This is a genomic window from Burkholderia plantarii, from assembly GCF_001411805.1.
Taxonomy (GTDB): Bacteria; Pseudomonadota; Gammaproteobacteria; order Burkholderiales; family Burkholderiaceae; genus Burkholderia; species Burkholderia plantarii.
The window spans coordinates 3,274,597-3,297,193 of the sequence record NZ_CP007212.1 but is presented as its reverse complement, the minus strand read 5'-3'; the positions used below and the strand labels follow the sequence as shown (position 1 = coordinate 3,297,193).

Annotated in this window: 21 protein-coding genes; 9 read left to right on the top strand and 12 right to left on the bottom strand. The window is 68.6% G+C overall.

Annotated features, from left to right (window positions below; translation table 11 throughout):
- Positions 1–136 precede the first annotated feature (136 nt).
- From bpln_RS14085 to bpln_RS14070, 4 genes are all read left to right on the top strand, one after another.
- Positions 137–1,630 (top strand): aminotransferase-like domain-containing protein, encoded by a 1,494-nt coding sequence (locus tag bpln_RS14085; protein ID WP_055139101.1) that lies wholly within the window; start codon positions 137–139, stop codon positions 1,628–1,630.
- A 212-nt stretch (positions 1,631–1,842) separates the two neighbouring features.
- Positions 1,843–3,741 (top strand): molecular chaperone HtpG, encoded by a 1,899-nt coding sequence (gene htpG, locus bpln_RS14080; RefSeq protein ID WP_055139100.1) that lies wholly within the window; start codon positions 1,843–1,845, stop codon positions 3,739–3,741.
- Between the two features lie 14 nt (positions 3,742–3,755).
- Entirely contained in the window at positions 3,756–4,382 is a 627-nt protein-coding gene (locus bpln_RS14075; RefSeq protein ID WP_420807361.1) for a chorismate--pyruvate lyase family protein, read from the top strand.
- Positions 4,379–4,873: a DNA-deoxyinosine glycosylase gene (locus bpln_RS14070; protein WP_055139099.1), complete on the top strand. Its 495-nt coding sequence runs from the start codon at positions 4,379–4,381 to the stop codon at positions 4,871–4,873. The genes bpln_RS14075 and bpln_RS14070 overlap by 4 nt, the downstream gene beginning before the upstream one ends.
- 97 nt (positions 4,874–4,970) lie before the next feature.
- Here the strand turns inward: bpln_RS14070 and bpln_RS14065 are convergent, their stop codons facing one another.
- Complete coding sequence (locus bpln_RS14065; RefSeq protein WP_055139098.1) at positions 4,971–5,558, bottom strand: hypothetical protein; 588 nt, start codon at positions 5,556–5,558, stop codon at positions 4,971–4,973.
- Between the two features lie 33 nt (positions 5,559–5,591).
- A complete protein-coding gene (locus bpln_RS14060; protein WP_244131959.1) occupies positions 5,592–6,311 on the bottom strand; it encodes a hypothetical protein in 720 nt (239 codons plus the stop codon).
- Between the two features lie 88 nt (positions 6,312–6,399).
- Here bpln_RS14060 and bpln_RS14055 point away from each other — a divergent pair, with 88 nt between their 5' ends.
- Positions 6,400–7,338: a class I SAM-dependent methyltransferase gene (locus bpln_RS14055; RefSeq protein ID WP_055139096.1), complete on the top strand. Its 939-nt coding sequence runs from the start codon at positions 6,400–6,402 to the stop codon at positions 7,336–7,338.
- Between the two features lie 132 nt (positions 7,339–7,470).
- On the opposite strand, the gene bpln_RS14050 is transcribed toward bpln_RS14055, so the two are convergent.
- The 5 genes from bpln_RS14050 to bpln_RS14030 form a co-directional block, all read right to left on the bottom strand.
- Positions 7,471–7,908 carry a VOC family protein gene (locus tag bpln_RS14050; RefSeq protein ID WP_055139095.1) on the bottom strand — a complete coding sequence of 146 codons (438 nt, stop codon included), beginning with the start codon at positions 7,906–7,908 and terminating at the stop codon, positions 7,471–7,473.
- Between the two features lie 182 nt (positions 7,909–8,090).
- Positions 8,091–9,044 (bottom strand): transaldolase, encoded by a 954-nt coding sequence (gene tal / locus bpln_RS14045; RefSeq protein ID WP_055139094.1) that lies wholly within the window; start codon positions 9,042–9,044, stop codon positions 8,091–8,093.
- A 194-nt stretch (positions 9,045–9,238) separates the two neighbouring features.
- The gene (locus tag bpln_RS14040; RefSeq protein WP_055139093.1) at positions 9,239–10,450 is read right to left on the bottom strand and encodes a benzoate/H(+) symporter BenE family transporter; all 1,212 of its coding nucleotides are present in this window, start codon (positions 10,448–10,450) and stop codon (positions 9,239–9,241) included.
- Between the two features lie 156 nt (positions 10,451–10,606).
- Complete coding sequence (locus tag bpln_RS14035; RefSeq protein ID WP_042625676.1) at positions 10,607–11,782, bottom strand: vWA domain-containing protein; 1,176 nt, start codon at positions 11,780–11,782, stop codon at positions 10,607–10,609.
- A gap of 154 nt (positions 11,783–11,936) precedes the next feature.
- Positions 11,937–12,779, bottom strand: coding sequence for an AAA family ATPase (locus bpln_RS14030; RefSeq protein ID WP_042625675.1), 843 nt, complete (start codon positions 12,777–12,779; stop codon positions 11,937–11,939).
- A gap of 270 nt (positions 12,780–13,049) precedes the next feature.
- Between bpln_RS14030 and bpln_RS14025 the strand changes: the two genes are divergently transcribed.
- Positions 13,050–13,409, top strand: coding sequence for a c-type cytochrome (locus tag bpln_RS14025; protein WP_042625674.1), 360 nt, complete (start codon positions 13,050–13,052; stop codon positions 13,407–13,409).
- Positions 13,410–13,448: 39 nt separating this feature from the next.
- Positions 13,449–13,817 (top strand): c-type cytochrome, encoded by a 369-nt coding sequence (locus bpln_RS14020; protein WP_042625673.1) that lies wholly within the window; start codon positions 13,449–13,451, stop codon positions 13,815–13,817.
- 184 nt (positions 13,818–14,001) lie between these two features.
- On the opposite strand, the gene bpln_RS14015 is transcribed toward bpln_RS14020, so the two are convergent.
- The 3 genes from bpln_RS14015 to rsxB form a co-directional block, all read right to left on the bottom strand.
- Positions 14,002–14,436: a DUF1841 family protein gene (locus tag bpln_RS14015; RefSeq protein WP_055139092.1), complete on the bottom strand. Its 435-nt coding sequence runs from the start codon at positions 14,434–14,436 to the stop codon at positions 14,002–14,004.
- 422 nt (positions 14,437–14,858) lie between these two features.
- Positions 14,859–15,503, bottom strand: a complete 645-nt coding sequence (nth, locus tag bpln_RS14010; RefSeq protein WP_055139091.1) for an endonuclease III — start codon at positions 15,501–15,503, stop codon at positions 14,859–14,861.
- Entirely contained in the window at positions 15,500–16,360 is an 861-nt protein-coding gene (rsxB, locus tag bpln_RS14005) for an electron transport complex subunit RsxB (protein ID WP_055139090.1), read from the bottom strand. Before rsxB ends, nth begins: the two co-directional genes overlap by 4 nt.
- 242 nt (positions 16,361–16,602) lie before the next feature.
- Here rsxB and bpln_RS14000 point away from each other — a divergent pair, with 242 nt between their 5' ends.
- On the top strand, positions 16,603–17,235 hold the full coding sequence (locus tag bpln_RS14000; protein WP_042625669.1) for a TetR/AcrR family transcriptional regulator: 633 nt from the start codon (positions 16,603–16,605) through the stop codon (positions 17,233–17,235).
- Positions 17,236–17,389: 154 nt separating this feature from the next.
- Here bpln_RS14000 and bpln_RS13995 read toward each other — a convergent pair whose 3' ends face one another.
- Positions 17,390–18,910, bottom strand: coding sequence for a polyhydroxyalkanoate depolymerase (locus bpln_RS13995; RefSeq protein ID WP_055139089.1), 1,521 nt, complete (start codon positions 18,908–18,910; stop codon positions 17,390–17,392).
- 313 nt (positions 18,911–19,223) lie between these two features.
- Positions 19,224–21,053, bottom strand: a complete 1,830-nt coding sequence (locus bpln_RS13990; protein WP_055139088.1) for a glycoside hydrolase family 15 protein — start codon at positions 21,051–21,053, stop codon at positions 19,224–19,226.
- Positions 21,054–21,277: 224 nt separating this feature from the next.
- On the opposite strand from bpln_RS13990, the gene bpln_RS13985 reads away from it, so the two are divergent.
- Complete coding sequence (locus tag bpln_RS13985) at positions 21,278–22,483, top strand: lactonase family protein (protein ID WP_055139087.1); 1,206 nt, start codon at positions 21,278–21,280, stop codon at positions 22,481–22,483.
- Positions 22,484–22,597: the final 114 nt, after the last annotated feature.

The following is a 22,597-nucleotide window of genomic DNA, read 5'->3' as shown; positions in this document are numbered from 1 at the left end:
CCGGGCGGCCATGCGCGGCACGTGATGACGACCATCACGCACGCACCGTGGCGCCTGAAAACTGTAATCGCGCCGACCGGAACAGTAACGGTACAATCGGCGCGATACTTTTCTGTACAGTTTTCAAGGGGCCGAGATGTCCACCGTTCCGCTCGACCAGATTCCCGCGCCGCACGACATGGCCACGCTGACGCTGGTCGACCAGCTCGTGCAGTGGGCGCGGCGGCGCATCGACGAGCGCGTGTTCCGGCCCGGCATGCGGATGCCGTCGATCCGCAAGCTCGCGGTGGACAAGAACGTGTCGCGTTTCACGGTGGTCGAGGCCTACGAGCGGCTCGTCGCGCAGGGCTATCTCGACTCGCGGCGCGGCTCCGGCTTCTACGTGCGCGAGCGCACGCCCGCCGCGCTGCCGGGCGAGGCCGCGCGGCGCGCTGGCGGAGCGCCGCCCGTGCCGGTCGACAATCCGATCGACGTGGTCTGGCTGCTGCGCAACATGCTGCACACGGTCAGCCCGGAAAAGGGGCCGGGGCTCGGCTATCTGCCGGCGCGCTGGCTCGACGGCGAACTGATCACCAGCGCGCTGCGCGCGCTCGGCCGCCAGACCGGCGCGCAGATGCTCGGGCTCGGCAGCGCGCAGGGCTTCCTGCCGCTGCGCCAGCAGCTGCAGACGCGGCTCGCCGAATTCGAGGTCGGCGCGACGCCGGAGCAGGTCGTGCTGGTGTCCGGCGTCACGCACGCGATCGACCTGATCGCGCGGCTCTACGTGCGCCCGGGCGACGCCGTGATCGTCGGCGATCCGGCCTGGTTCCAGATGTTCGGGCGATTCGCGTCGCAGGGCGCGCGGCTGGTCGGCATGCCGTACACGCCCGACGGCCCCGATCTCGACGCGCTCGAGGCGCTGGTCCAGCAATGGCGGCCGAAGATGCTGGTGATCAACTCGGTGTTGCAGAATCCCACCGGCACCTCGCTGTCGGCGGCGCAGGCGTTCCGCATCCTGCGGCTTGCCGAGGCTCACGACTTCCTGGTGGTCGAGGACGACATCTACGGCGATCTCTGCCCGGCCCGCTATCCGGCCACGCGGCTCGCGAGCCTCGACCAGCTCAAGCGCGTGATCCTGCTCGGCAGCTTCTCGAAGACGCTCGCGGCGAACCTGCGGGTCGGCTACATCGCCTGCTCGCGCGAGATCGCGGACGCGCTGACCGACCAGAAGATGCTGGCCGGCATGGCCACGCCCGAGCTCAACGAGCGCGTGCTGTACAAGGTGCTGACCGACGGCCATTACCGGCGCCACGTCGAGCGGCTGCGCGGGCGGCTCGACGGCGTGCGCGACAAGACCGCGAGGATGCTCGAGCGCGTCGGCATGCGCCTGTTCACGACGCCGGCGGCCGGCATGTTCCTGTGGGCCGACACCGGCGCCGACGCCGACGCGCTGGCCGCCGCCGCGCACGAGGCCGGCTTCCTGCTCACGCCGGGCAGCCTGTTCTCGCCGCAGCAGTCGCCGTCCACCTGGACGCGCTTCAACATCGCGAATTGCGGCGATCCGGCGCTGGCCACGTTTCTCGCGCGCTATCTCGACTCGGTGCCGCGCCGCGCGGCGGAAGGCGAGCGCGGCGGGCTCGGCGCGGCCTGACGGTGGCGGCCCGCGCCCCGAATTGGCTGGCGGGCGCCCTGGCGGCAAGACATTGTCGGCGGCAGGGTCTTGAAATCGCCGCGGCCGGCCCCATTTCGGTGCCCGAAGACGGATTCGGCGCCCGATCCGGCCCCGCGCACCGCGCCTCGCGCGCGGGGCCGCGCGGCGCCACCGGACATCCATTCAACCCATCCAGCAACGGGAATACGCCCATGGCACATGAAACGATGAGCTTCCAGGCGGAGGTCAAGCAACTCCTCCATCTGATGATCCATTCGCTGTACAGCAACAAGGAAATCTTCCTTCGCGAACTGGTGTCGAACGCGTCCGACGCAGCCGACAAGCTCCGTTTCGAGGCGCTCGAGAACGGCGCGCTCTACGAGAACGATCCGAACCTGCGGATCCGCATCGGCTTCGACAAGGCCGCGCGCACCATCACGATCGACGACAACGGCATCGGCATGAGCCGCGACGAGGCGATCGCGAACCTCGGCACGATCGCGCGCTCGGGCACCAAGGAATTCTTCTCGAAGCTCTCGGGCGACCAGCAGCGCGACGCCGCGCTGATCGGCCAGTTCGGCGTGGGCTTCTACTCGGGCTTCATCGTCGCCGACCGCATCACGGTCGAGACGCGCCGCGCCGGCACCCCTGCCAGCGAAGGCGTGCGCTGGGAAAGCGCGGGCGAGGGCGACTTCACGGTCGACGCGATCGAGCGCGCGCAGCGCGGCACCACCATCACGCTGCATCTGCGCGAGGGCGAGGACGACCTGCTCTCGTCGCACCAGTTGAAGTCGATCATCCGCAAGTACTCGGACCACGTCGGCCTGCCGATCCTGATGAAGCAGGAAGAGTGGGACCAGGAAAAGGGCGAGATGGTCGAGAAGGACGAGGACGAGACCATCAACCAGGCGAGCGCGCTCTGGACCCGTTCGAAGCAGGACGTCAGCGAGGAGCAGTACAAGCAGTTCTACCAGCACGTCGCGCACGACCATCAGGACCCGCTCGCCTGGACCCACAACCGCGTCGAGGGCCGCAGCGAGTACACGCAGCTGCTGTACCTGCCCGCGCACGCGCCGTTCGATCTGTGGAACCGCGACTATCGCGGCGGCCTGAAGCTGTACGTGAAGCGCGTGTTCATCATGGACGACGCCGAGCAGCTGCTGCCGCAGTACCTGCGCTTCGTGAAGGGGATCGTCGATTCGGCCGACCTGCCGCTCAACGTCTCGCGTGAAATCCTGCAGGAAAGCCGCGACGTGCGCACGATTCGCGACGGCGTGACCAAGCGCGTGCTGTCGATGCTCGAGGAGCTGGCCAACGCCGAGGACGATGCCGGCAAGGAGAAGTACAAGACGTTCTGGACCGAGTTCGGCCAGGTGCTGAAGGAAGGCGTCGGCGAGGACCACGCGAACCGCGAGCGCGTGGCCAAGCTGCTGCGCTTCGCCTCGACGCACGGCGAGACCGCCGAGCAGAACGTGTCGCTGGCCGACTACGTCGCGCGCATGAAGCCCGAGCAGTCGAAGATCTACTACGTGACGGCCGACACGTGGCTGGCCGCGACCCACAGCCCGCACCTGGAAGTGTTCCGCAAGAAGGGCGTGGAAGTGCTGCTGCTGACCGACCGCGTCGACGAGTGGCTGCTCTCGTACCTGAACGAGTTCGACGGCAAGCCGCTGGCGAGCGTGGCGCGCGGCGACCTCGACCTCGGCGCGATCGGCGACGAGGAAAAGAAGGCGCAGGAGGAAACCGGCGAGGCGATGAAGCCGGTGGTCGAGAAGATCAAGGAAACGCTCGGCGACAAGGTGAAGGACGTGCGCGTGACGTTCCGCCTGACCGACTCGCCGTCCTGCCTGGTGGCCGACGATAACGACATGAGCGGCTACCTGCAGCGCATGCTGAAGGCGGCCGGCCAGCAGGCGCCGTCGATGCAGCCGATCCTCGAGATCAACCCCGACCACGCGCTGATCAAGCAGCTGGACACCGACGGCGCCGACTTCGCCGACTGGTGCCACCTGCTGCTCGACCAGGCGCTGCTCGCCGAAGGCGGCGCGCTGGAGGACCCTGCCGCGTTCGTCAAGCGCACCAACTCGCTGCTGCTCGCGCGCGGCGCGTGACACGCGTGCCGCGCCTGCAATTCGGCGCGGCCGACGCGAGCTGGTGCGCCACCCCGCGCCCCGGCCTCGCGGCCGCGCAGAAGGACTGGCTCACGCGCGGCGGCTCGCTGACCGCGCATCTCGCCACGCTCGGCAAGGTCAGCGTGGCCGTGACGCGCGAGACGGTGGCCGCGCCGTGGGCCGACGAGCCGGCCGCGCTGGGCGGCGCCTCGCGCACCGCGTGCTGGGTACGCGAGGTGGTGCTCAGCGTCGACGGCGAGCCTTGCGTGGCCGCGCACAGCCTGACGCCGCTCGGCGCGAGCCGCGGCGTCTGGCAGGCGATCCGGCGGCTGCGCACGCGGCCGCTCGCCGAGCTGCTCTACAGCGACCCGCAGGTCGGGCGCTCGGCGCTCGTGAGCCGGCGCGTGATCGCCGGGCATCCGCTGCATGCGCTCGCGGCGCGCGCGCTGCCCGCCGGTGAAACGCCGCCGCATGCGTTCGTCGCGCGGCGCTCGGTGTTCGAGCGGCATCGGGCGCCATTGATGGTCACCGAATGCATGCTGCCGGGCTTGTGGCGGCATGTGATGGGTAGCGACAACGAGCCTGCCGGCGCGCGCGGCACGCACGACCTGCGATCGCATCGGCGGGACGTCCGGCCGTGACGCTCAAGCGCAGCTTTGCGCCGGTGGTCGATGCCCACACGCGCGTGCTGATCCTCGGCAGCCTGCCGGGCGAGGTCTCGCTGGCGCAAAGCCAGTATTACGCGCATCCGCAGAACCGTTTCTGGCGCCTGCTCGGCGACGTGCTCGGCATCGAACTGGCCGCGCTCGACTACGCGAGCCGGCTCGACACGCTGCTGCGGCACCGCGTCGGCCTGTGGGACGTGGTGGCCGAGGCCACGCGGATCGGCAGCCTCGACAGCCGGATTCGCGATCACGCCAGCAACGATCTGGTCGCGCTCGTCGACACCCTGCCGAACCTGACCACCATCGCGTTCAACGGCGGCACGGCCGCGAAGCTCGGCACGCGCGCGCTGGGCGAGCGCGGCGCGCGCTATCGGCTGCTGCGGCTGCCGTCGAGCAGCCCGGCCTATGCGGCGGTTCCCTACGCGGACAAGCTGCTTGCCTGGCGGGAGCTGCTGCCGGCGGATTGAGCGTCGAGCGCCGCGCACGGGCCGCTGAACGGCCCGGGCCTCGGCGCCGGCGTGTGACGCGCCTGGCATCGCGCAGCCGGCCGGCAGCTCCGCTTCCTTATTTCTGCAGTTCGGGCGCCTTGGCCAGCGCCGCCTGCAGCTTGGTGACCGCATCGGCCGTCGCCAGTTGCCCGGACAGCCCGAAGTTGCGCTTGAACTCGCTGAACTCCGCGTGGCCGGTGCCCGTCACGTCTTCGGTGAGTACCGTCTGGCCGTTCGGGTCGGTGACGGTGCAGGCGAGCGTGACCGAGAAATCGGTGGGCGGCCAGGTGACGATGCTCGGCGACGACGAGGTGGTCTTGATGGTCGGCGTGAGCACGTAGTCGAGATGCTTGGCCTGGATCGTCGCTGCGTCCGGAACGCTCTTGAGCTTGGCGACGTTCTTGAACACGTGGCCGAGGCCGATGTAGATCGGCAGTTCGAGGTCGTGGTACGGGTGATAGCTCACCTTGTCGCCACCGCCGCCGGGCGTGACCGCCTCGCTCGCCAGTTGCTCGTCGGTGATGACGAGGCCGATCGTCTTTTCGAGCGGCGGCGTCGATACGGCGGGAATCTTGTTCGTGTCGCCGGTCAGCGAAATTTCATGCGCGCAGCCTGACAGGGCTGCCACCACGCCGGCGGCGGCGATCGTGCGAATCAATGTCATTGCGTCAGGTTCCTCTCGTTGTGGTTGGTAACGTTATTGGATGGCTTCGAGAAAGCTCGGGTCGGCGTACAGTTCGCCCAGCAGCTTCTGCACCGCGAGCGGATATTCCTCGCGCGCCTTGGGGATCGCGATCGCCCCCATGAAGGTCGAATCCCACTGCGTGTGCGCGCTCTTGACCTTGTCGAAACGCACCTCGCCGGCCCGCAGCACGACGAAGCGTGCCGACAGGCGCGCGGCGCCGGTTGCCATGCCGACGTCAATGTCGTTTTCCAGCAGCGTGGCCTTGATCTCGACATCGCTCTGCGCGGCAAGCTTGCCGGCCAACTGCAGTTCCCGCGTCATTGCGTCGGCCAGGTAGTCGCCGAACGAATTGCCGACCGGCGACCGCATGGCATCGGCGCGTAGCGGAACGGGATACGGATTGCGGACGTCGGGACGTGATTCGAACGTGCCGACTTTCGCGTTGGCGTGCGCGACGTTCTTCAGCGATTGGATGTTGTCGACGGCGGGTGCATAGGGCGGGGCGAGCATCGAGCAGGCGCTCAACAGCGCGGCGGCCACCCCCGGGCCGACTGCGCGGATAACGCTGGACATAGCGGATTTTTCTTGTGATTGTTCGATTCCGGTACGGCAGGGAAGGCGGCCCGGAGCAATCCGGTTTCGCATCCCTTCGGCAATGTCGGTGGCGGCTTGTGAATCTTTAATCAGGCCGACGATGGCCTGCAAGACGGCCGTGATGATCGTGACCGTCACACCGGAAGCCGGTTGCCTCGCCCAGCGATGCTATGCTCTCGTTCCCGCCGTTTTTCACCGAGTCGCGCCGCCCAGCGCGAAATACCAGATGACCCGACTGATCAAGCGCGCGTCCGCCGAGGCGCGCGCGTTTCGCCGCGACGATGCGCGGCCCGAAGCCCGCGCCGAGCGCGCCCAGCAGCGTGCCGGCGCCCGTGCCAATCCGCGCCTGAAGTCGCGCGCGAACCACGACGACCTCAGCGACGCGCCGGTCATCGAGGCGCCGCGCAAGCCGCGCTTCGCACCCGTCACGTTCTCCGAGGAGCAGGGCGTGCGCTACCTGCATTTCGGCACCGAGTGGGTGCAGGGCGCGATGCGGCTGTCGAAGCCGCTCGCGATCGAACTCGAATACGCGCAGCAGATGATGGCGTGGCTGCTGTTCCTCGAAACGCCCGAACGCGTCGTCCAGCTCGGGCTCGGCACCGGCGCGCTGACCAAGTTCGCGCACGCCTTTCTGCCGCGCGCGCGGGTCGAGGCCGTCGAGCTGAATCCGGCCGTGATCGTGGCGGCGCGCACGATGTTCGCGATGCCGCCCGACGACGAGCGGCTGAGCGTGCATGAGGCCGACGCCTGGGATTTCGTCAACGACGCGGCCAACCGCGGCACCATCGGCGCGCTGCAGATCGATCTCTACGACGCGACCGCGCGCGGCCCGGTGCTCGACACCGTCGCGTTCTATCGCGCGGCGCGCGCCTGCCTGACCGAGGCCGGCATCGCGACGATCAACCTGTTCGGCGATCACCCGAGCTTCGTGCGCAACATGAAGCATCTGAACACGGCGTTCGACCAGCGCGTGATCGCGCTGCCGGAAGTCCACGACGGCAACCGGATCGCGCTCGCGTTCTCCGGCCCCGCGCTGTCGGTGCCGTATGCGCAGCTCGAGGCGCGCGCGAACCAGATCGGCGCCCAACTGAAGCTGCCCGCGCACAAGTGGGTGGACGCGCTGCGCGCGTCGGCCGGCGGCGATCGGAATACGTTCACGATCTGAGCGATCTCGCGCGTGTCGTCACGCAGCCTGGATCGTTGTTCACGCAACCATTCGGACGGCGCGCGTGGAGAGGACGGCGCGTTCACGAAGCGTGGAAAGCGGGCCGCAGCAACGATGCCGCGGCCCGTTTTTTCATGCGACGGGGCGCGCGGCCGGGTCCTCGACGTTGATCATCCAGTGGACGCCGAAACGGTCGCGCAGCATGCCGAAACCGAGCGCCCAGAACGTCGGGCCGAACGGCATGACGATCGTGCCACCGGCCGCGAGCGCGTCGAACCGGCGGCGCCCCTCGTCGAGCGTGGCGGGATTCAGCGACAGCGAATAACCGTCGTGGACCTGCGGCGCGGCCTGCCGGACATCGCCGTCCGAGCACATCAGCATCGATTCGCCGATGCGCAGGCTCGCGTGCATCACCTTGTCGGCCGCGGCCGCGTCGACCGGCATGTCGGGGTTCGGCGGCGCGTCGCGGTAGCGCATCAGCAGCTGGACCTGCGCGCCGAGCGTGTCGCGATAGAACGCGATCGCCTCGTCGCAGCGTCCGCCGAAGAACAGATACGGTTGAACTTGCATCGTCGTCTCCTGAAAACATCATTCGTCATACTGATGAGACCGGATCGCGGCATGGCGCCGCCTCGACGATTGTAGTGCGTCGAACGCGGCGCGGACGTGAAGACGGCCGCGCGAGGCGGCCGTCTTCAGGCGGGGCGGGCGCGCGGCGCGGGCGGTCGAACACCGCCCGCGCCGCGCTTCGATCAGCGCAGCGCTTCGATCAGGCCCTCGAGCTTCACCGCGTCGGCGGCGAACGCGCGGATGCCTTCGGCCAGCTTCTCGGTGGCCATCGCGTCGTCGTTGAGCTGGAAGCGGAACGACGATTCGTCGATCGCCACGCGATCGGCCGGCGCGTCGCCGGCGTGGTCGGCCGACAGCTTGCGCTCGACCTTCTCGCTGCTCTCGTGCAGTTTCTGCAGCAGGTCGGGGCTGATCGTCAGCAGGTCGCAGCCGGCGAGTTCGGTGATCTGGCCGGTGGTGCGGAAGCTCGCGCCCATCACCTCCGTCTTGTAGCCGAACTTCTTGTAGTAGGCGTAGATGCGGCGCACCGACTGCACGCCCGGATCGTTCGCGCCGCCGTTCTTCGCCTCGTCCCAGTCGGCGCCGGCCTGCTTCTTGTACCAGTCGTAGATGCGGCCGACGAACGGCGAGATCAGCTGCGCGCCCGCTTCGGCGCAGGCGGCGGCCTGCACCAGCGAGAACAGCAGCGTCATGTTGCACTTGATGCCTTCCTTCTGCAGCACCTCGGCGGCGCGCACGCCTTCCCAGGTCGAGGCGAGCTTGATCAGCACGCGCTCGCGGCCGATGCCGGCGGCTTCGTAGAGACGGATCAGCTCGCGGCCCTTGTCGATCGAGGCCTGCGCGTCGAACGACAGGCGCGCGTCCACCTCGGTCGAGACGCGGCCCGGGATCAGCTTGAGGATCTCGGTGCCGAACGCCACCAGCAAGCGGTCGATGATCACGCCGGTGGTTTCGCCCGCGTGGTCGCGCACGGTCTTTTCGAGGAGCGGCTTGTAGGCGTCCTTCTGGACCGCCTTCAGAATCAGCGAAGGATTGGTGGTCGCGTCCTGCGGCTGGTATTGCGCGAGCTGCTGGAAATCGCCGGTATCGGCGACGACGGTCGTGTACTGCTTCAGCTGGTCGAGTGCGGTAGTCATGGCGAGTCGTGGGATGGGCGCAGCGCGCCGGGTTCGACGAAGGGCCGCGCGGCGGGGCGCGCGGCGGCGAAGCGGGCCGGCCGGACCGGGTGGGCCCGGCTGCCGTAAACCCCTATTCTAGGCCCGATTCGCCGGCGCGTCCGTGACGCGCCGCTGCGATTCGCGATGTCCCGGGCGAGAGGGGGCTGGCGCCGTCAGGCGCGCCGCGCGTTCAGAATGACCTGCGTGGCGATGCCGGCCACGAGCCCCCAGAACGCCGAGCCGATCGACAGCAGCGTGAGCCCCGAGGCCGTCACCATGAACGTGACGAGTGCCGCCTCGCGCTGCCGGACCTCCTGCATCGCGTTGGCGAGGCCGCTCATGATCGAGCCGAACAGCGCGAGCGCGGCCACCGACACCACCAGCGCCTTCGGCAGCGCGTCGAACAGCGCGGCGATGGTCGCGCCGAACACGCCCGCGATCAGGTAGAACAGCCCGCACCAGATCGCCGCGGTGTAGCGGCGGCCGTGGTCGGCGTGCGCCTCGGGGCCGGTGCAGATGGCCGCCGTGATCGCCGCGAGATTGATGCCGTGCGAGCCGAACGGCGCGAACACGAGCGAGGCGATGCCGGTGGTGGAGATCAGCGGCGAGGACGGCGTGCGATAGCCGTCGGCGCGCAGCACGGCGATGCCGGGCACGTTCTGCGACGCCATCGCGACGATGAACAGCGGAATCCCGATGCTGATGATCGAGGCAACCGAGAAGGCCGGCAGGGTCAGCACGGGATGCGCGAGCGCGACGTGGAAGCGGCTGAAGTCGAGCAGGTCGAGCGAACCCGCAACGGCCGTGCCCGCGGCGAGCGTGGTGACGATCGCGTAGCGCGGCACGAAGCGCTTGATCATCAGATAGGTGAAGAACATCGTGATGACGAGCGCGGGCTGGATCTGCGCGGCGTGGAAGATCTCGATGCCGATCTCGAACAGGATGCCGGCCAGCAGGGCCGAGGCGATGCCGGCCGGAATCCGCTTCATCAGCGCATCGAACACGCCGCTCACGCCCACCGCCGTCAGCAGCAGCGCGCAGACCACGAACGCGCCGATCGCGTAGGGGTACGGCACGCCCGGCAGCGAGGCGATCAGCAGCGCGGCGCCCGGCGTCGACCACGCGGTGACGATCGGCGCGCGGTAGCGCAGCGACAGGCCGACCGTGGTCAGGCCCATGCTGATCGACAGCGCCCAGATCCACGACGAGATCTGCGCGTCGCTCAGGTGCGCGGCGCGGCCGGCCTGGAACATCAGCACGAGCGCGCTGGTGTAGCCCGTCATCATCGCGACGAAGCCGGCGACGAGCGCGGACACCGAGGTATCCGCGAAGAAACGCGAAGGGGAAGCGGCGGGCGGCGTGCCTGGCGCGTGGGACGAATTCATGTGGCGAGAACTCCGGAGAGGCGGGGCGGCAACAACGGATCGGGCGCCGCGGCGAACGTAGCAGAATGCACGCCGGCGTGGAAAAACGGAAGAGCGGAAAAAGGCGGAAACGCGAAAAAGGCGTCAGGCTGTCCGGAGAAAAAGGGAACGACGCCGCTATTTGCTCAACTGGCGCATCGCGGCTTCCAGTCCGGCGAGCGTGAGCGGGTACATCCGCGTGCCGAGCAGGTCGCGGATGATCGCGATCGACTGCCGGTATTCCCAGAGCCGTTCGGGCTCGGGATTGAGCCAGGCGTGATGCGGGAACTGGTCGGCGAGGCGGCGCAGCCACACCGCGCCGGCCTCGGGGTTGTTGTACTCGACCGAGCCGCCCGGCTGCACCACCTCGTAGGGACTCATGGTGGCGTCGCCGACGAAGATCAGCTTGGTGTCGGGCGTGAACTTGTGAAGGATGTCCCAGGTGGGGGTGCGTTCCGCGTGGCGGCGGCGGTTGTGCTTCCAGAGGAAGTCGTAGACGCAGTTGTGGAAATAGTAGAACTCGAGATGCTTGAACTCGGCCTTCGCCGCCGAGAACAGTTCCTCGGTGCGGGCAATGTGATCGTCCATCGAGCCGCCCACGTCGAGCAGCATCAGCACCTTCACGTTGTTGTGCCGCTCGGGCACCATCCGCAGGTCGAGCCAGCCGGCGTTCGCGGCGGTGCTGCGGATCGTGCCGGGCAGGTCCAGCTCGTCGGCCGCGCCCTCGCGCGCGAAGCGGCGCAGCCGGCGCAGCGCGACCTTGATGTTGCGGGTGCCGAGTTCGACCGAATCGTCGTAGTCGCGATAGGCGCGCGCCTCCCACACCTTCAGCGCGGTGCGGTTGCCGGCCGACGGGCCGCCCATGCGGATGCCTTCCGGGTGATAGCCGCCGTGCCCGAACGGCGAGGTGCCGCCGGTGCCGATCCACTTGTTGCCGCCTTCGTGGCGTTCCTGCTGCTCGTCGAACAGCTCGCGCAGCCGCTCCATCAGCTTGTCGAGGCCGCCGAGCGCCTCGATCTGCGCCTTCTCCTCGGGCGTCAGCTCGCGCCGCATCTTCTGTTCGAGCCAGTCGGCCGGCAGGTCGAACGCCTCGGCCGGCAGCGACGCGACGCCCTTGAAATAGGCGCCGAAGGCCTGGTCGAAGCGGTCGAAATACTGCTCGTCCTTCACCAGCGTCATGCGCGCGAGATAGTAGAACGCGTCGATCGACGGCGGGATCACGTCGCGGCGCAGCGCGTCGAGCAGCGTCAGGTATTCCTTCACCGAGACCGGCAGCTTCGCCGCGCGCAGCGAATAGAAGAAGTCGATCAGCATCGCGGCCTCCGGGCGTCGGGCCTGCCGCCGCTGGTGGGGAGGGTGCCGCCGGCCGGCCTCGCGGCGCGCGTCCCGGCCGGTGCGTACACGGCCTGGGCGAGTGTCACGAAAGCGCGGCGGGACATGGCGGGCTCTCCTCGGGCGCGGCGGCCGGTCAGCGGTTGTGGCGGTTCATCTGCACGAGCCGCTCGAACAGGCTCAGGTCCTGCTCGTTCTTCAGCAGCGCGCCGGCCAGCGGCGGCACCGCCAGCTTGTGGTCGGTCGAGCGCAGCGCCTCGGGCGGGATGTCCTCGGCGAGCAGCAGCTTGAGCCAGTCGAGCAGTTCGGAGGTCGAAGGTTTCTTCTTGAGCCCCGAGACGGCGCGCAGTTCGAAGAAGCTCTCGAGCGCGGTGCGCACCAGCGCCTGCTTGATGCCGGGATAGTGGACCTCGATGATGCGCTGCATCGTGGCCGGCTCGGGGAACTGGATGTAGTGGAAGAAGCAGCGGCGCAGGAACGCGTCGGGCAGCTCCTTCTCGTTGTTCGAGGTGATGATGACGAGCGGCCGGTGCTTCGCGCGCACCAGTTCGCGTGTCTCGTAGACATGGAACTCCATGCGGTCGAGCTCGCGCAGCAGGTCGTTCGGGAATTCGATGTCGGCCTTGTCGATCTCGTCGATCAGCAGCACGCACGGCTCGTCGGCCGTGAATGCCTGCCACAGCACGCCGCGCACGATGTAGTTGCCGATCTCCTTGACACGTTCGTCGCCAAGCTGCGAATCGCGCAGCCGCGAGACCGCGTCGTACTCGTAGAGCCCCTGCTGCGCCTTGGTGGTGGATTTCACGTGCCATTGCAGCAGCGGCATGCCGAGCGCGGCGGCCACTTCCTCGGCCAGCATCGTCTTGCCGGTGCCGGGCTCGCCCTTGACGAGCAGTGGCCGCTGCAGCGTCAGCGCGGCGTTGACGGCGAGCTTCAGGTCGTCGGTGGCGACGTATTGCGAGGAGCCTTCGAAGCGCATGGCGGCGGATTTCCGGGCGAAAAATCCCAGTATAAGTCAGAAGCGCTGTTGCGTCGGCGCGTCGCTTGCTATCGTTGCGGCGCTGTCGGGCCGGGGCCTCGCGGCCTGTCGACGGCGGGCTTGAGGGTGCGGTCGGCACGGGTGGACTGCGTCGTCGGCAGCGCGGTACAATCGGCCGACTTTCGGCCCGCGTGTCTCACCTATAAGCAAAATGACGCGGTCCGTTGCCTTACCGGGCGACAGGTTTTCCCCTCAAGCTAGGTACAAGCTATGAACAAATTCGTCGGCAAACAGGTCGTGGCCGCGGCGCTCATGGCGCTGTCGGCCACCTCGCAGGCGGCTGGGGTGGTGGGCAACCCGGAAAACGGGGCCAGCAAGGCTGCGATGTGCATCGGCTGTCATGGCATCGAAGACTACCGCACGGCGTATCCGGAGGTGTACCGGGTGCCGCTGATCGGCGGACAGAATCAGCAATACCTGGAAAACGCGCTGAAGGCGTACCGGAAGAAGGACCGCCATTTCGCGTCGATGAACGCGATCGCGGCGTCGCTCAGCGACCAGGACATCGCGGACCTCGCCGCGTACTACGCGTCCCGCAAGCCCGATTCGAAGACCAATCCCTACAAGTGACGCCTGCGCTGGCCTTTGCTCAGCAGGACAGGAGCCCTCATGAACACGCTTCAACCGGCATTCCGCACCGCGGCGGCGCTCGCGCTGGCCGCCTGTTTCGCGGCGGGCACCGCGCACGCGGCCGACGCGGCCAAGGGCAAGCAACTCGTCGAGTCGCACAACTGCGCCGCCTGCCACGGCGCCACCTTCGACAACCCGATCAATGCCGAATATCCGCGCCTCGCGGGGCAGCACGCCGACTACCTGGTCTGGGCGATGCGCCAGTACCAGATGGGGCTCGACAACCCGATGCTCGGCCGCAACAACGCGATCATGCGCGCGCAGGTGCAGAGCCTGTCGGTCAACGACATGAAGGACATCGCCGCCTATCTGGAGACGCTGCCGGGCAGCCTGGTGTTCAAGAAATGACGACGCGCGGCGCCGGCCGGCCGCCGGCCTGGCGATGATCGGCGCGATGCCCCGCCTGGCGGGGCATTTTTTTGGCGCGGCCGGGATGGGGCGCGCGTGCGTGCGCCTGAGTTCGTGACTGCCCGATGATTTCGTGATCGCCCGGGGCGGCGCGGCGCACGCGAGGGCCGCGTGGAGGGCCGCGTCAGTCGCGCGAGGCGCGGCGCAGGATGCGCTGCAGGTAGGCGTCGGTGTCGGGCGGCGTGTTGGTGCGCTGCGCTTCCCAGATCGTTTCGCCGAGGCATTCCATGATTGCGTGCTGCGCGTCGTGCGCCGACGGCAGGCGCGCGGCGAGCCGCTCGTGGGCGGCGCGGATGCCGGGCGGCTGGTCGATCGACAGTTGCTCGCTGATCGCGAGATGCATCGACAGGTGCAGGAACGGATTGGTGCGGCCGCTTTCGGGCGGATATTCGCGCGTGCCGGCGCTTTCGTCGTCGTCGAGTTCCGCGTGGTATTCAGGATGCTCGACGATCCAGTCGGCGGCGATCGCTTCCAGCGGCGTGAGGATCTCGCCCTTGCGCTGCTTGCGGCGGGCGTCGGTGAAGAAGCGACGGACTTCGTCGCGGCTCGGATTGAACATGATGGGGGACTCTGGTGCGCCGCGGCATGCCGCGCGAAACGGCCATTCTACGCCGGCTTGCCGGGGGCTGCCGGCGCGCCGCGAGGGGCCGCCGGCGTGCCGCCCGGAGGCGCGGCCGGCACCGGCCGCCGGGTTCGCGCGCGATTCGGGCGAAGCGGGCTGACGTGGCGCGGATGCGCGGCGCTCGCCGGGTGCCACCGGCCGTTCCGCGCGGGCGGCCGAACGGGAGCGTCGGTATCGACGGATCGGCGCGACGCATCGCGTCTTCACTGCATTGCAGCACGCGCGGTGTCCGACACCGCGCGCGAGACGCAGTGCGGATCGATCGGAATCCGAATTGATGGAACTTCGGGATGGAACCGCGGGATCGGTCGCCAGCCGAAGCCGGCCCGGTGACTCGACGGATCACGGCTGGCGCGCGCCTATTCGAGCGGCGGCGGCGTCTTCGGTTTGAATTCGCAGAGCGGCTCGATCGCGCAGTGCCAGCACTCGGGGCGGCGCGCCTTGCAGACGTAGCGGCCGTGCAGGATCAGCCAGTGGTGCGCGTCCTGGCGGAACTCGGCCGGCGTGAATTTCTCGAGCGCCGCCTCGACGGCGCGCACGTCCTTGCCGGGCGCGAGCCCGGTGCGGTTCGCGACGCGGAAGATATGCGTATCGACGGCGATGGTCGGGTGGCCGAACGCCGTGTTCAACACCACGTTGGCGGTCTTGCGCCCCACCCCGGGCAGGCCTTCGAGCGCCTCGCGATCGGCCGGCACCTCGCCGCCGTACTGGTCGAGCAGAATCCGGCAGGTCGCGACGACGTTCTTCGCCTTGGTGCGATACAGGCCGATCGTCTTGATGTAGTCGGTGACGCCCTCCTCGCCGAGCGCGAGTACCTGCGCGGGCGTGTTCGCCACCGGGAACATCCGGCGCATCGCCTTGTTGACCGACACGTCGGTGGCCTGCGCCGACAGCATCACCGCGATCAGCAACTCGAACGGCGTCGAGTACTCGAGTTCCGTGGTCGGATGCGGGTTCAGGCTCCGCAGCGTTTCGTAGATCGCGTGGCGTTTCTTCGGGTTCATGCGTCGCGAGGCTCGGAGGCGGGCGGCGTGCCGTCGGGATGATCGACGTCGGGCGCGGCGTCGGCCGCGCGACGTTCCTGTTCGATGCGCCGGCGGCGTGCTTCGGCGGCGTCGATCTGCGCCTGCACGGCCGGGCTCACGTTCTCGGTGTTCTTCGGCGCGTTGCCGAGTGCGGCCAGTTCTTCCTTCTTCTTGCGCGCTCGCTCGAGCGCGGCCGCGATGATCGCGCGTTTCTTCGCTTCGGGATCGTCGGCGGGCGCGCTGTTCGCGGCGTCCGCGCCGGCGGCACCGGCCGTACTCGTCGCGCTGGCCGCGCGCCGGGCCGCGGCACGCGCCTCGGCCGCTTCGCGCTCGCGGCGCTGGCGCGCGAGGCGCCGGTCGTGGCGCGCGCGCGCGTCGTCGGCCTGCTGCTGGCTCCAGGCATCCCAGCCGGTGCGCTCGCCCGTGACCGGAATCAGCGCGATGCAGTCGACCGGGCACGGCGGCACGCAGAGATCGCAGCCGGTGCAGAGCGCGGCCACCACCGTATGCATCTGCTTCGGCGCACCGACGATCGCGTCCACCGGGCAGGCCTGCATGCAGAGCGTGCAGCCGATGCAGAGCTGTTCGTCGATCACGGCGAGCAGGCGCGGGTGTTCCTCGCCGTGCTCGACGGCGAGCGGGATCACGGGCTTGCCGAGCAGCGCGGCGAGGCGTTCGATGCCCTGATGGCCGCCGGGCGGGCACTGGTTGTAGCCGGCGCTGCCGGCGGCGATCGCCTCGGCATACGGACGACAGCCGTCGTAGCCGCACTTCGTGCATTGCGTCTGAGGCAGCAGATCTTCGATGCGATCCGCGAGTTTTCTGGTGTCGGTCACGGTGACTGCGTGGGGTGGCGCGCGCCGGGCGGGTGGGGTTCGGCGCGGCCCGAATCGTTCGTCAAGGCGCAATTATCGCCGATTTCCTACCTTGCGCTCGGCAGCGGCTATGCGCATAATCAAGGCGCATTTTCTGCTCGACCGCAGCAGGGCGCGACGCCTATCCGGCCTTGCCCGCGCCGGTGCCGGAGACGACGAGGCATTGCCGGCACGAGCCGACAGGATCCACGCGAGCCCAACTCATGACTCAGCCGAAAATCAAAAGAGATCCCGAAGGAACGCGGCGCCGTATCCTGCTGGCCGCCGCCGAGGAGTTTGCGAGCGGGGGCCTATTCGGTGCCCGCGTCGACCAGATCGCCCGGCGCGCCGAAACCAATGAACGCATGCTCTATTACTACTTCGGTAGCAAGGAGCAGTTGTTTACCGCCGTGCTCGAACACGCGTTTTCCGCCCTCAACGAAGCCGAGCGCGTGCTCGATTTCGACGGCGTGCCGCCGGTGGATGCCGTCACGCGTCTGGCGCATTTCATTTGGGATTACTACAGGGATCATCCGGAGCTGCTGCGGCTCGTCAACAACGAGAACCTGCACGAGGCGCGCTACATGCTGAAGTCGCCGCGCATCCGCGAGATGATCTCGCCGCTCGTGCAGACGCTCGGCAACGTGCTCGCACGCGGGCAGAGCGCCGGGCTGTTTCGCTCCGACGTCGATCCGCTGCGTTTCTACGTGACGCTGTCCGGGCTCGGCTACTACATCGTGTCGAACCGCTACACGCTCGCCGCGATGCTCGGCCGCGATTTCAGCACCGAGGACGAACGCAACGCGATCGTGCGGATGAACACCGACATCCTGCTCGCCTACCTGCTGCGCCGCTGACGGCGCCCCGCCGGCGCGCCGTTCCGCTCGCCGGCTTTGCCTGCCTGTCAAACACCACGCGCCGCGCGGCTCTCGAGGCCGGGCGGCGCGTGATGGTGAACAATGCGCGGCGGCGTTTCGCTGCCGCGCTGGCGATGGCGGGCTAGCGCCCGCGTCAGGCCGGCTTGCGGGCGCGCGGCGAGGCGGCCTTCGGCGCGGCCTGCTTGGCGGCGGGCTTGGCCACGGCCGACTTCGCCGCCGATTTCGCGCTCACTTGAGACGCGCGACGCGCGGCCGGCGTGCCGCGCTTGGGCGCCGCGTTGCGTGCCGCGCTCGATGCCGTGCCGTGCGGGCTCGCACCGGCCGTGGCCGGCGCGGCGGCGGCCGGCGTCACCGGTTCGGCGTCGTCGCTGCCGGGCGCGACGGGCGGCGAGCCGGCCGGGGTCTTCGTCACGGGCTGATGCTCGCGGATGAACTCGCGCAGCTGCGGATAGATGATGGTGCGCCAGCGCCGGCCCGAGAAGATCCCGTAGTGGCCGCACTTCTCGGCGGTCAGGTTGCGGCGGTGCTCGGCCGGAATGCCGGTGCAGAGCGCCTGCGCGGCGTGGGTCTGGCCGCTGCCCGAGATGTCGTCGAGTTCGCCCTCGATCGTCATCAGCGCTGTCTCGCCGATGTCGGCCGGATTCACGCGTTCGCCGCGCACCTGCCAGGTGCCCTCGGCGAGGCCGAACTCCTGGAACACGATGCGGATCGTGTCGAGGTAATACTCGGCGGCCATGTCGAGCACGGCGTTGTATTCGTCGTAGAAGCGGCGGTGCGCCTCGGCGTCGTCCTCGTCGCCGCGCAGCAGGCTCTGGTAGAAATCCCAGTGCGATTGCGCGTGGCGTTCCGGATTCATCGCGACGAAGCCGGTGTGCTGCAGGAAGCCCGGATAGACGTGGCGGCCCTCGCCCGGATAGTTGGCCGGTACCGTGTGGATCACGTTGTTCTCGAACCACGCGAGCGAATGGTTGGTGGCGAGCGAGTTGACCGAGGTCGGGCTCCTGCGCGCGTCGATCGGGCCGCCCATCATCGTCATCGTCAGCGGCGTGGGTTCGCCGCGGCTCGCCATCAGCGAGATCGCCGCGAGCACCGGCACCGTCGGCTGGCACACCGAGATCACGTGCAGGTTGCGTGCGCCGATGTGGCGGATGAATTCCTGGATGTAGTCGACGTAGTCGTCGAGATGGAACGGGCCGGTCTCGACCGGCACCATGCGCGCGTCGATCCAGTCGGTGATATAGACCTTGTGGTCCTGCAGCAGCGTGCGCACCGTATCGCGCAGCAGCGTCGAGTGGTGACCCGACAGGGGCGCGCAGACCAGCACCACCGGCTCCTCCTTGAGCTGGCCGACCGCCACCGAATCGTCGGCGAAGCGCTTGAAGCGCAGCAGGCGGCAGAACGGCTTCTCGATCACGGTCTGCTCGACGATCGGAATGTGATGGCCGTCCTTCTCGATCTGGTGCAGGTTGAATTCGGGCTTTTCGTAATCCTTGCCGAGCCGGTACAGCAGTTCGTAGGCGGCGGCCCAGCGCGTCGCGCCCGGCATCAGCGAAAGCGGGCTGGAAGGATTCGCGAACGACTTGGAGGCGGCCTGTGCCCAGGCGGTCAGCGGGCTCAGCAGCGCGCGCTGGAATTCGTGCATTTGATAGAGCATGAAGGCTCCCGAGGGGAGGACGACGCGGGAGCGGCGCTCGATGCCGCGGCGCGTTGTGGGTCCGGGGCCGGATCGCGCTGGGCGGCCGGCCAGTCGCGTCGATCATAGCGGGTTCCCGGCTTTGCCGCAATGCAGCATTTTCCCGGAGATCACCTGATTTTCCGTGCTTTCGCGAATCGTCGGGACGACACGCCGGCGTCGTGAAACCGTGGGCCGGCGAGCGTGCGCCAGGGGAGCCCGGGCCAGGTCCCGGCGGCCCGGCTCGGCCGGCGCCCGGCTCGCGGACGCCGGCCGTTCACCCCGGCCGCGCGGCTCAGCGGCCGTCGGTTTCCATCGCGATCGGCTGGCCGGCCGCCTGCGCCATTTCCTCCTCGTGGTGCATCAGGTTCATCGCCGTATGCACGAGCGCGACGTGCGAGAACGCCTGCGGGAAATTGCCGACCAGTCGCCCCTCGACCGGATCGTATTCCTCGGCGAGCAGGCCGAGATCGTTGGCGAGCGAGAGCAGCCGGCGGAACAGCCGGTGCGCGTCGTCGATCCGGCCGAGCAGCGCGTAGTTGTCGACGAGCCAGAAGCTGCAGGCGAGGAACGTGCCCTCGCCGGGCGGCAGGCCGTCGTCGAAGTCGGTGGTGCGATAGCGCATCACGAAGCCGCCGTGCAGCAACTCGCGCTCGATCGCCTCGACGGTGGTCGCCACGCGCGGGTCCGACGGCGGCAGGAAGCCCACCATCGGCAGCATCAGCACGCTCGCGTCGAGTTCGTCGCTGCCGTAGCTCTGCGTGAACGCCTGCTTGCGCTCGTTCCAGGCGTTCTCGCAGACGTCGGCATGGATCACGTCGCGCAGCTCGCGCCAGTGATCGAGCGGTGCGGACAGCCGGAACTGCTCGGCCGACTTGATCGCGCGATCGAACGCGACCCAGGCCATGATCTTCGAGAACGTGAAGTGCTTGCGGCCGCCGCGCGTCTCCCAGATCCCTTCGTCGGGTTCGCGCCAGATTTTCTCGAGGTGGGTGAGCAGCGTGCACTGCACCGACCAGACCGTGTCGTCGGCCTGCAGGCCGCCCACGCGCGCCAGGTGCAGTGCCGACATCACCTCGCCGAACACGTCGAGCTGGAGCTGGTCGGCCGCGTTGTTGCCGATCCGTACCGGCTTCGAGTTCTGGTAGCCGGGCAGCCAGCCAAGCTCCATCTCGGGCAGGCGCCGCTCGCCGGCGATGCCGTACATGATCTGGATCTGCTCGGGCGAGCCCGCCATCACGCGGCCGAGCCAGGCGCGCCACGCGCGCGCCTCGTCGTAGTAGCCGGCGCGCATCAGCGCGAGCAGCGTGATGGTGGCGTCGCGCAGCCAGCAGTAGCGGTAGTCCCAGTTGCGCGTGCCGCCCAGCTGCTCGGGCAGCGAGGTGGTGGGCGCGGCCACGATGCCGCCGGTCGGTTCGTAGGCGAGCGCCTTCAGCGTGATCAGCGAGCGGCGCACGGCGGCCGCGTAGCGGCCCTGGACCGGACAGCGCGACGACCATTCGAGCCAGTGGTTCTCGGTGCGCGCGAGCATCGACAGCGGCTCGCGCGCGGGCGGCGGGCGCAGGTGCGACGGCGCGTAGCCGAGCGAGAACGGCACGCGTTCCTCGGCATGCACGGTGAACTCGGCGACGGTGCGCAGGTTCTCGCCGGCCAGCTTGACGGGCGTGCGCAGCACCACCGTGTCGGGGCCGGCGATCGCCTTCATGCCCGCCTCGCGCGGCAGGCGCGTGACCCACGGGATCGAGAAGCCGTAGTCGAAACGCAGCACCAGTTCCATCTGCATCGGTACGTGGCCGCGCTTGCCGACCACGATCCGCACGAGTTCCGACCAGCCGTTGCCGGGCGGCATGAAGTCGATCACGGTGACGGCGCCCGTCTCGCATTCGTAGTCGGTTTCGAGGATCAGCGTCTCGCCGCGATAACGGCGCGTGCTCGACAGGATCTTCGCGTCGGCCGCGGGACGGATCAGCCAGCGGCCGTGATCGGGCGTGCCGACCAGCGCGGCGAAGCAGGCGCCCGAATCGAAGCGGGGCCAGCAGAGCCAGTCGACCGAGCCGTCGCGTGAGATGAGGGCGGCCGTATGGCCGTCTCCGACGAGCGCGTAGTCTTCGATGAGGGCTGGCATGGTGGGGAATTCTCCGCTGAGGCTGACGATTGGCTTTCCGGGCCGCGCGCGCCGCCGGTCGACGGCGACGCGCGAGGCCCCATATACTTGCGCACTGGCGATACGGGCAGGGCCGCCCGAATCGTTGAACAATCACAACACTTGAGGCGTTCCGGTGCAAGGAAGTTCCAACGGCCTTGATATTCCTGCAACGACGCCGCGCCAACTCGAGAGGATCAACCTCAATGTCTTCGCTCAGGCTGGGTCACTGGATCAAGGGTTTTGCCGTGGTGCTGTCGTTGTCCGCCGGACACGCGTTTGCGCAGGATACCGCCAATGCGCCAAACGATGCCGTCTACAATCTGCTGGTCGGGACCTATACCGACGCCGGCAGCGACGGCATCTACGTCTACCGGTTCGATACGCGTACCGGTGAGGTCGCCCCCGTGAGTTCGGCGAAGACGGTGAATCCGTCGTACCTGTTGCCGAGCCGCGACGGCCGCTTCGTCTACGCCGTCAACGAGCTGCCCGGCGACAACGGTCCCGCGAGCCAGCGCGGCGGCGTGAGCGCGTTCGGCTTCGATGCGAAGACGGGCGCGCTGACGTTCCTCGATCGCGTCTCGTCGGAAGGGAACGATCCGTGCTATCTGAGCCTGTCGCCGGACGGCAAGTACCTCGTCACCGCCAACTATTCGGTCGCGGCCGACCCGGGCGGCAGCTTCACGGTGTTCCCGGTCGAGGCCGACGGCAAGGTGGGCGAGTCGGTGCTGAACGTGCATCACGAGGGCAGCGGGCCCGTGAAGGGCCGCCAGGACGGCGCGCACGTCCACTCGACGGTGTTCTCGCCCGACGGGCGCTACCTGTTCGTGCAGGATCTCGGCGCCGACAAGATCTTCGAATACCGCTACACGCCCGACGGCAGCCGCGGCCTGATCAGCCCGACCGACTCGCGCTACACGCTGGTGCCTCCCGGCACAGGCCCGCGCCACATGGTGTTCGCGCGCAGCGGCCGCTTCGCCTACGTGACCAACGAGCTGAAGGGCAGCGTCGACGTGTACGGCTATCACGACGGCAAGCTGACCCATCTGCAGAACGTGCCGATGGCCGCGCCGGGCTTCCACGGCCAGGAGGGCGGCGGCGCGCTGCATCTGTCGCCGGACGGCCGCTTTCTCTACGTGACCAATCGCGGCGACGCCAACGAGATCGTCGCGTATGCGGTGGACCCGGCGAACGGCCGGCTCAGGTTCGCGAGCCGCCAGTCCACGCTCGGCAAGACGCCGCGCGAATTCCTGATCGACCCGACCGGCAAGTGGCTGATCGTCGGCAACCAGGACAGCGGCAGCTTCTACGTGTTCCGCCGCGACATGGCGAGCGGGCGGCTCGATCCCGAGGCGCGCAAGGTCGCGCTGAGCCGGCCGGTCGATTTCAAGCTGGTGCCGGTGCAGCCGTGACGGCATGCTGAGCGACGGCCGGCGGCGGATCGTTCGCGCCGCGCCGAAGTAAAAAAGGCTGGCCACTTCGGTGGCCAGCCTTTTTTGTCGATCGTGAAGACGGCGGAAAAGGTT

What these genes read in the sequence shown, in the direction of transcription:
- bpln_RS14025 (WP_042625674.1), top strand. Translation starts at nt 13,050, where the DNA reads ATGAACAAATTCGTCGGCAAACAGGTCGTGGCCGCGGCGCTCATGGCG.
- bpln_RS14035 (WP_042625676.1), bottom strand. Translation starts at nt 11,782, where the DNA reads ATGCTGATCGACTTCTTCTATTCGCTGCGCGCGGCGAAGCTGCCGGTC.
- bpln_RS14015 (WP_055139092.1), bottom strand. Translation starts at nt 14,436, where the DNA reads ATGTTCAATCCGAGCCGCGACGAAGTCCGTCGCTTCTTCACCGACGCC.
- bpln_RS13985 (WP_055139087.1), top strand. Translation starts at nt 21,278, where the DNA reads ATGTCTTCGCTCAGGCTGGGTCACTGGATCAAGGGTTTTGCCGTGGTG.
- bpln_RS14000 (WP_042625669.1), top strand. Translation starts at nt 16,603, where the DNA reads ATGACTCAGCCGAAAATCAAAAGAGATCCCGAAGGAACGCGGCGCCGT.
- htpG (WP_055139100.1), top strand. Translation starts at nt 1,843, where the DNA reads ATGGCACATGAAACGATGAGCTTCCAGGCGGAGGTCAAGCAACTCCTC.
- bpln_RS14050 (WP_055139095.1), bottom strand. Translation starts at nt 7,908, where the DNA reads ATGCAAGTTCAACCGTATCTGTTCTTCGGCGGACGCTGCGACGAGGCG.
- bpln_RS14085 (WP_055139101.1), top strand. Translation starts at nt 137, where the DNA reads ATGTCCACCGTTCCGCTCGACCAGATTCCCGCGCCGCACGACATGGCC.
- nth (WP_055139091.1), bottom strand. Translation starts at nt 15,503, where the DNA reads ATGAACCCGAAGAAACGCCACGCGATCTACGAAACGCTGCGGAGCCTG.
- bpln_RS13990 (WP_055139088.1), bottom strand. Translation starts at nt 21,053, where the DNA reads ATGCCAGCCCTCATCGAAGACTACGCGCTCGTCGGAGACGGCCATACG.
- bpln_RS14040 (WP_055139093.1), bottom strand. Translation starts at nt 10,450, where the DNA reads ATGAATTCGTCCCACGCGCCAGGCACGCCGCCCGCCGCTTCCCCTTCG.
- bpln_RS13995 (WP_055139089.1), bottom strand. Translation starts at nt 18,910, where the DNA reads ATGCTCTATCAAATGCACGAATTCCAGCGCGCGCTGCTGAGCCCGCTG.
- tal (WP_055139094.1), bottom strand. Translation starts at nt 9,044, where the DNA reads ATGACTACCGCACTCGACCAGCTGAAGCAGTACACGACCGTCGTCGCC.
- bpln_RS14055 (WP_055139096.1), top strand. Translation starts at nt 6,400, where the DNA reads ATGACCCGACTGATCAAGCGCGCGTCCGCCGAGGCGCGCGCGTTTCGC.
- bpln_RS14065 (WP_055139098.1), bottom strand. Translation starts at nt 5,558, where the DNA reads ATGACATTGATTCGCACGATCGCCGCCGCCGGCGTGGTGGCAGCCCTG.
- bpln_RS14020 (WP_042625673.1), top strand. Translation starts at nt 13,449, where the DNA reads ATGAACACGCTTCAACCGGCATTCCGCACCGCGGCGGCGCTCGCGCTG.
- bpln_RS14030 (WP_042625675.1), bottom strand. Translation starts at nt 12,779, where the DNA reads ATGCGCTTCGAAGGCTCCTCGCAATACGTCGCCACCGACGACCTGAAG.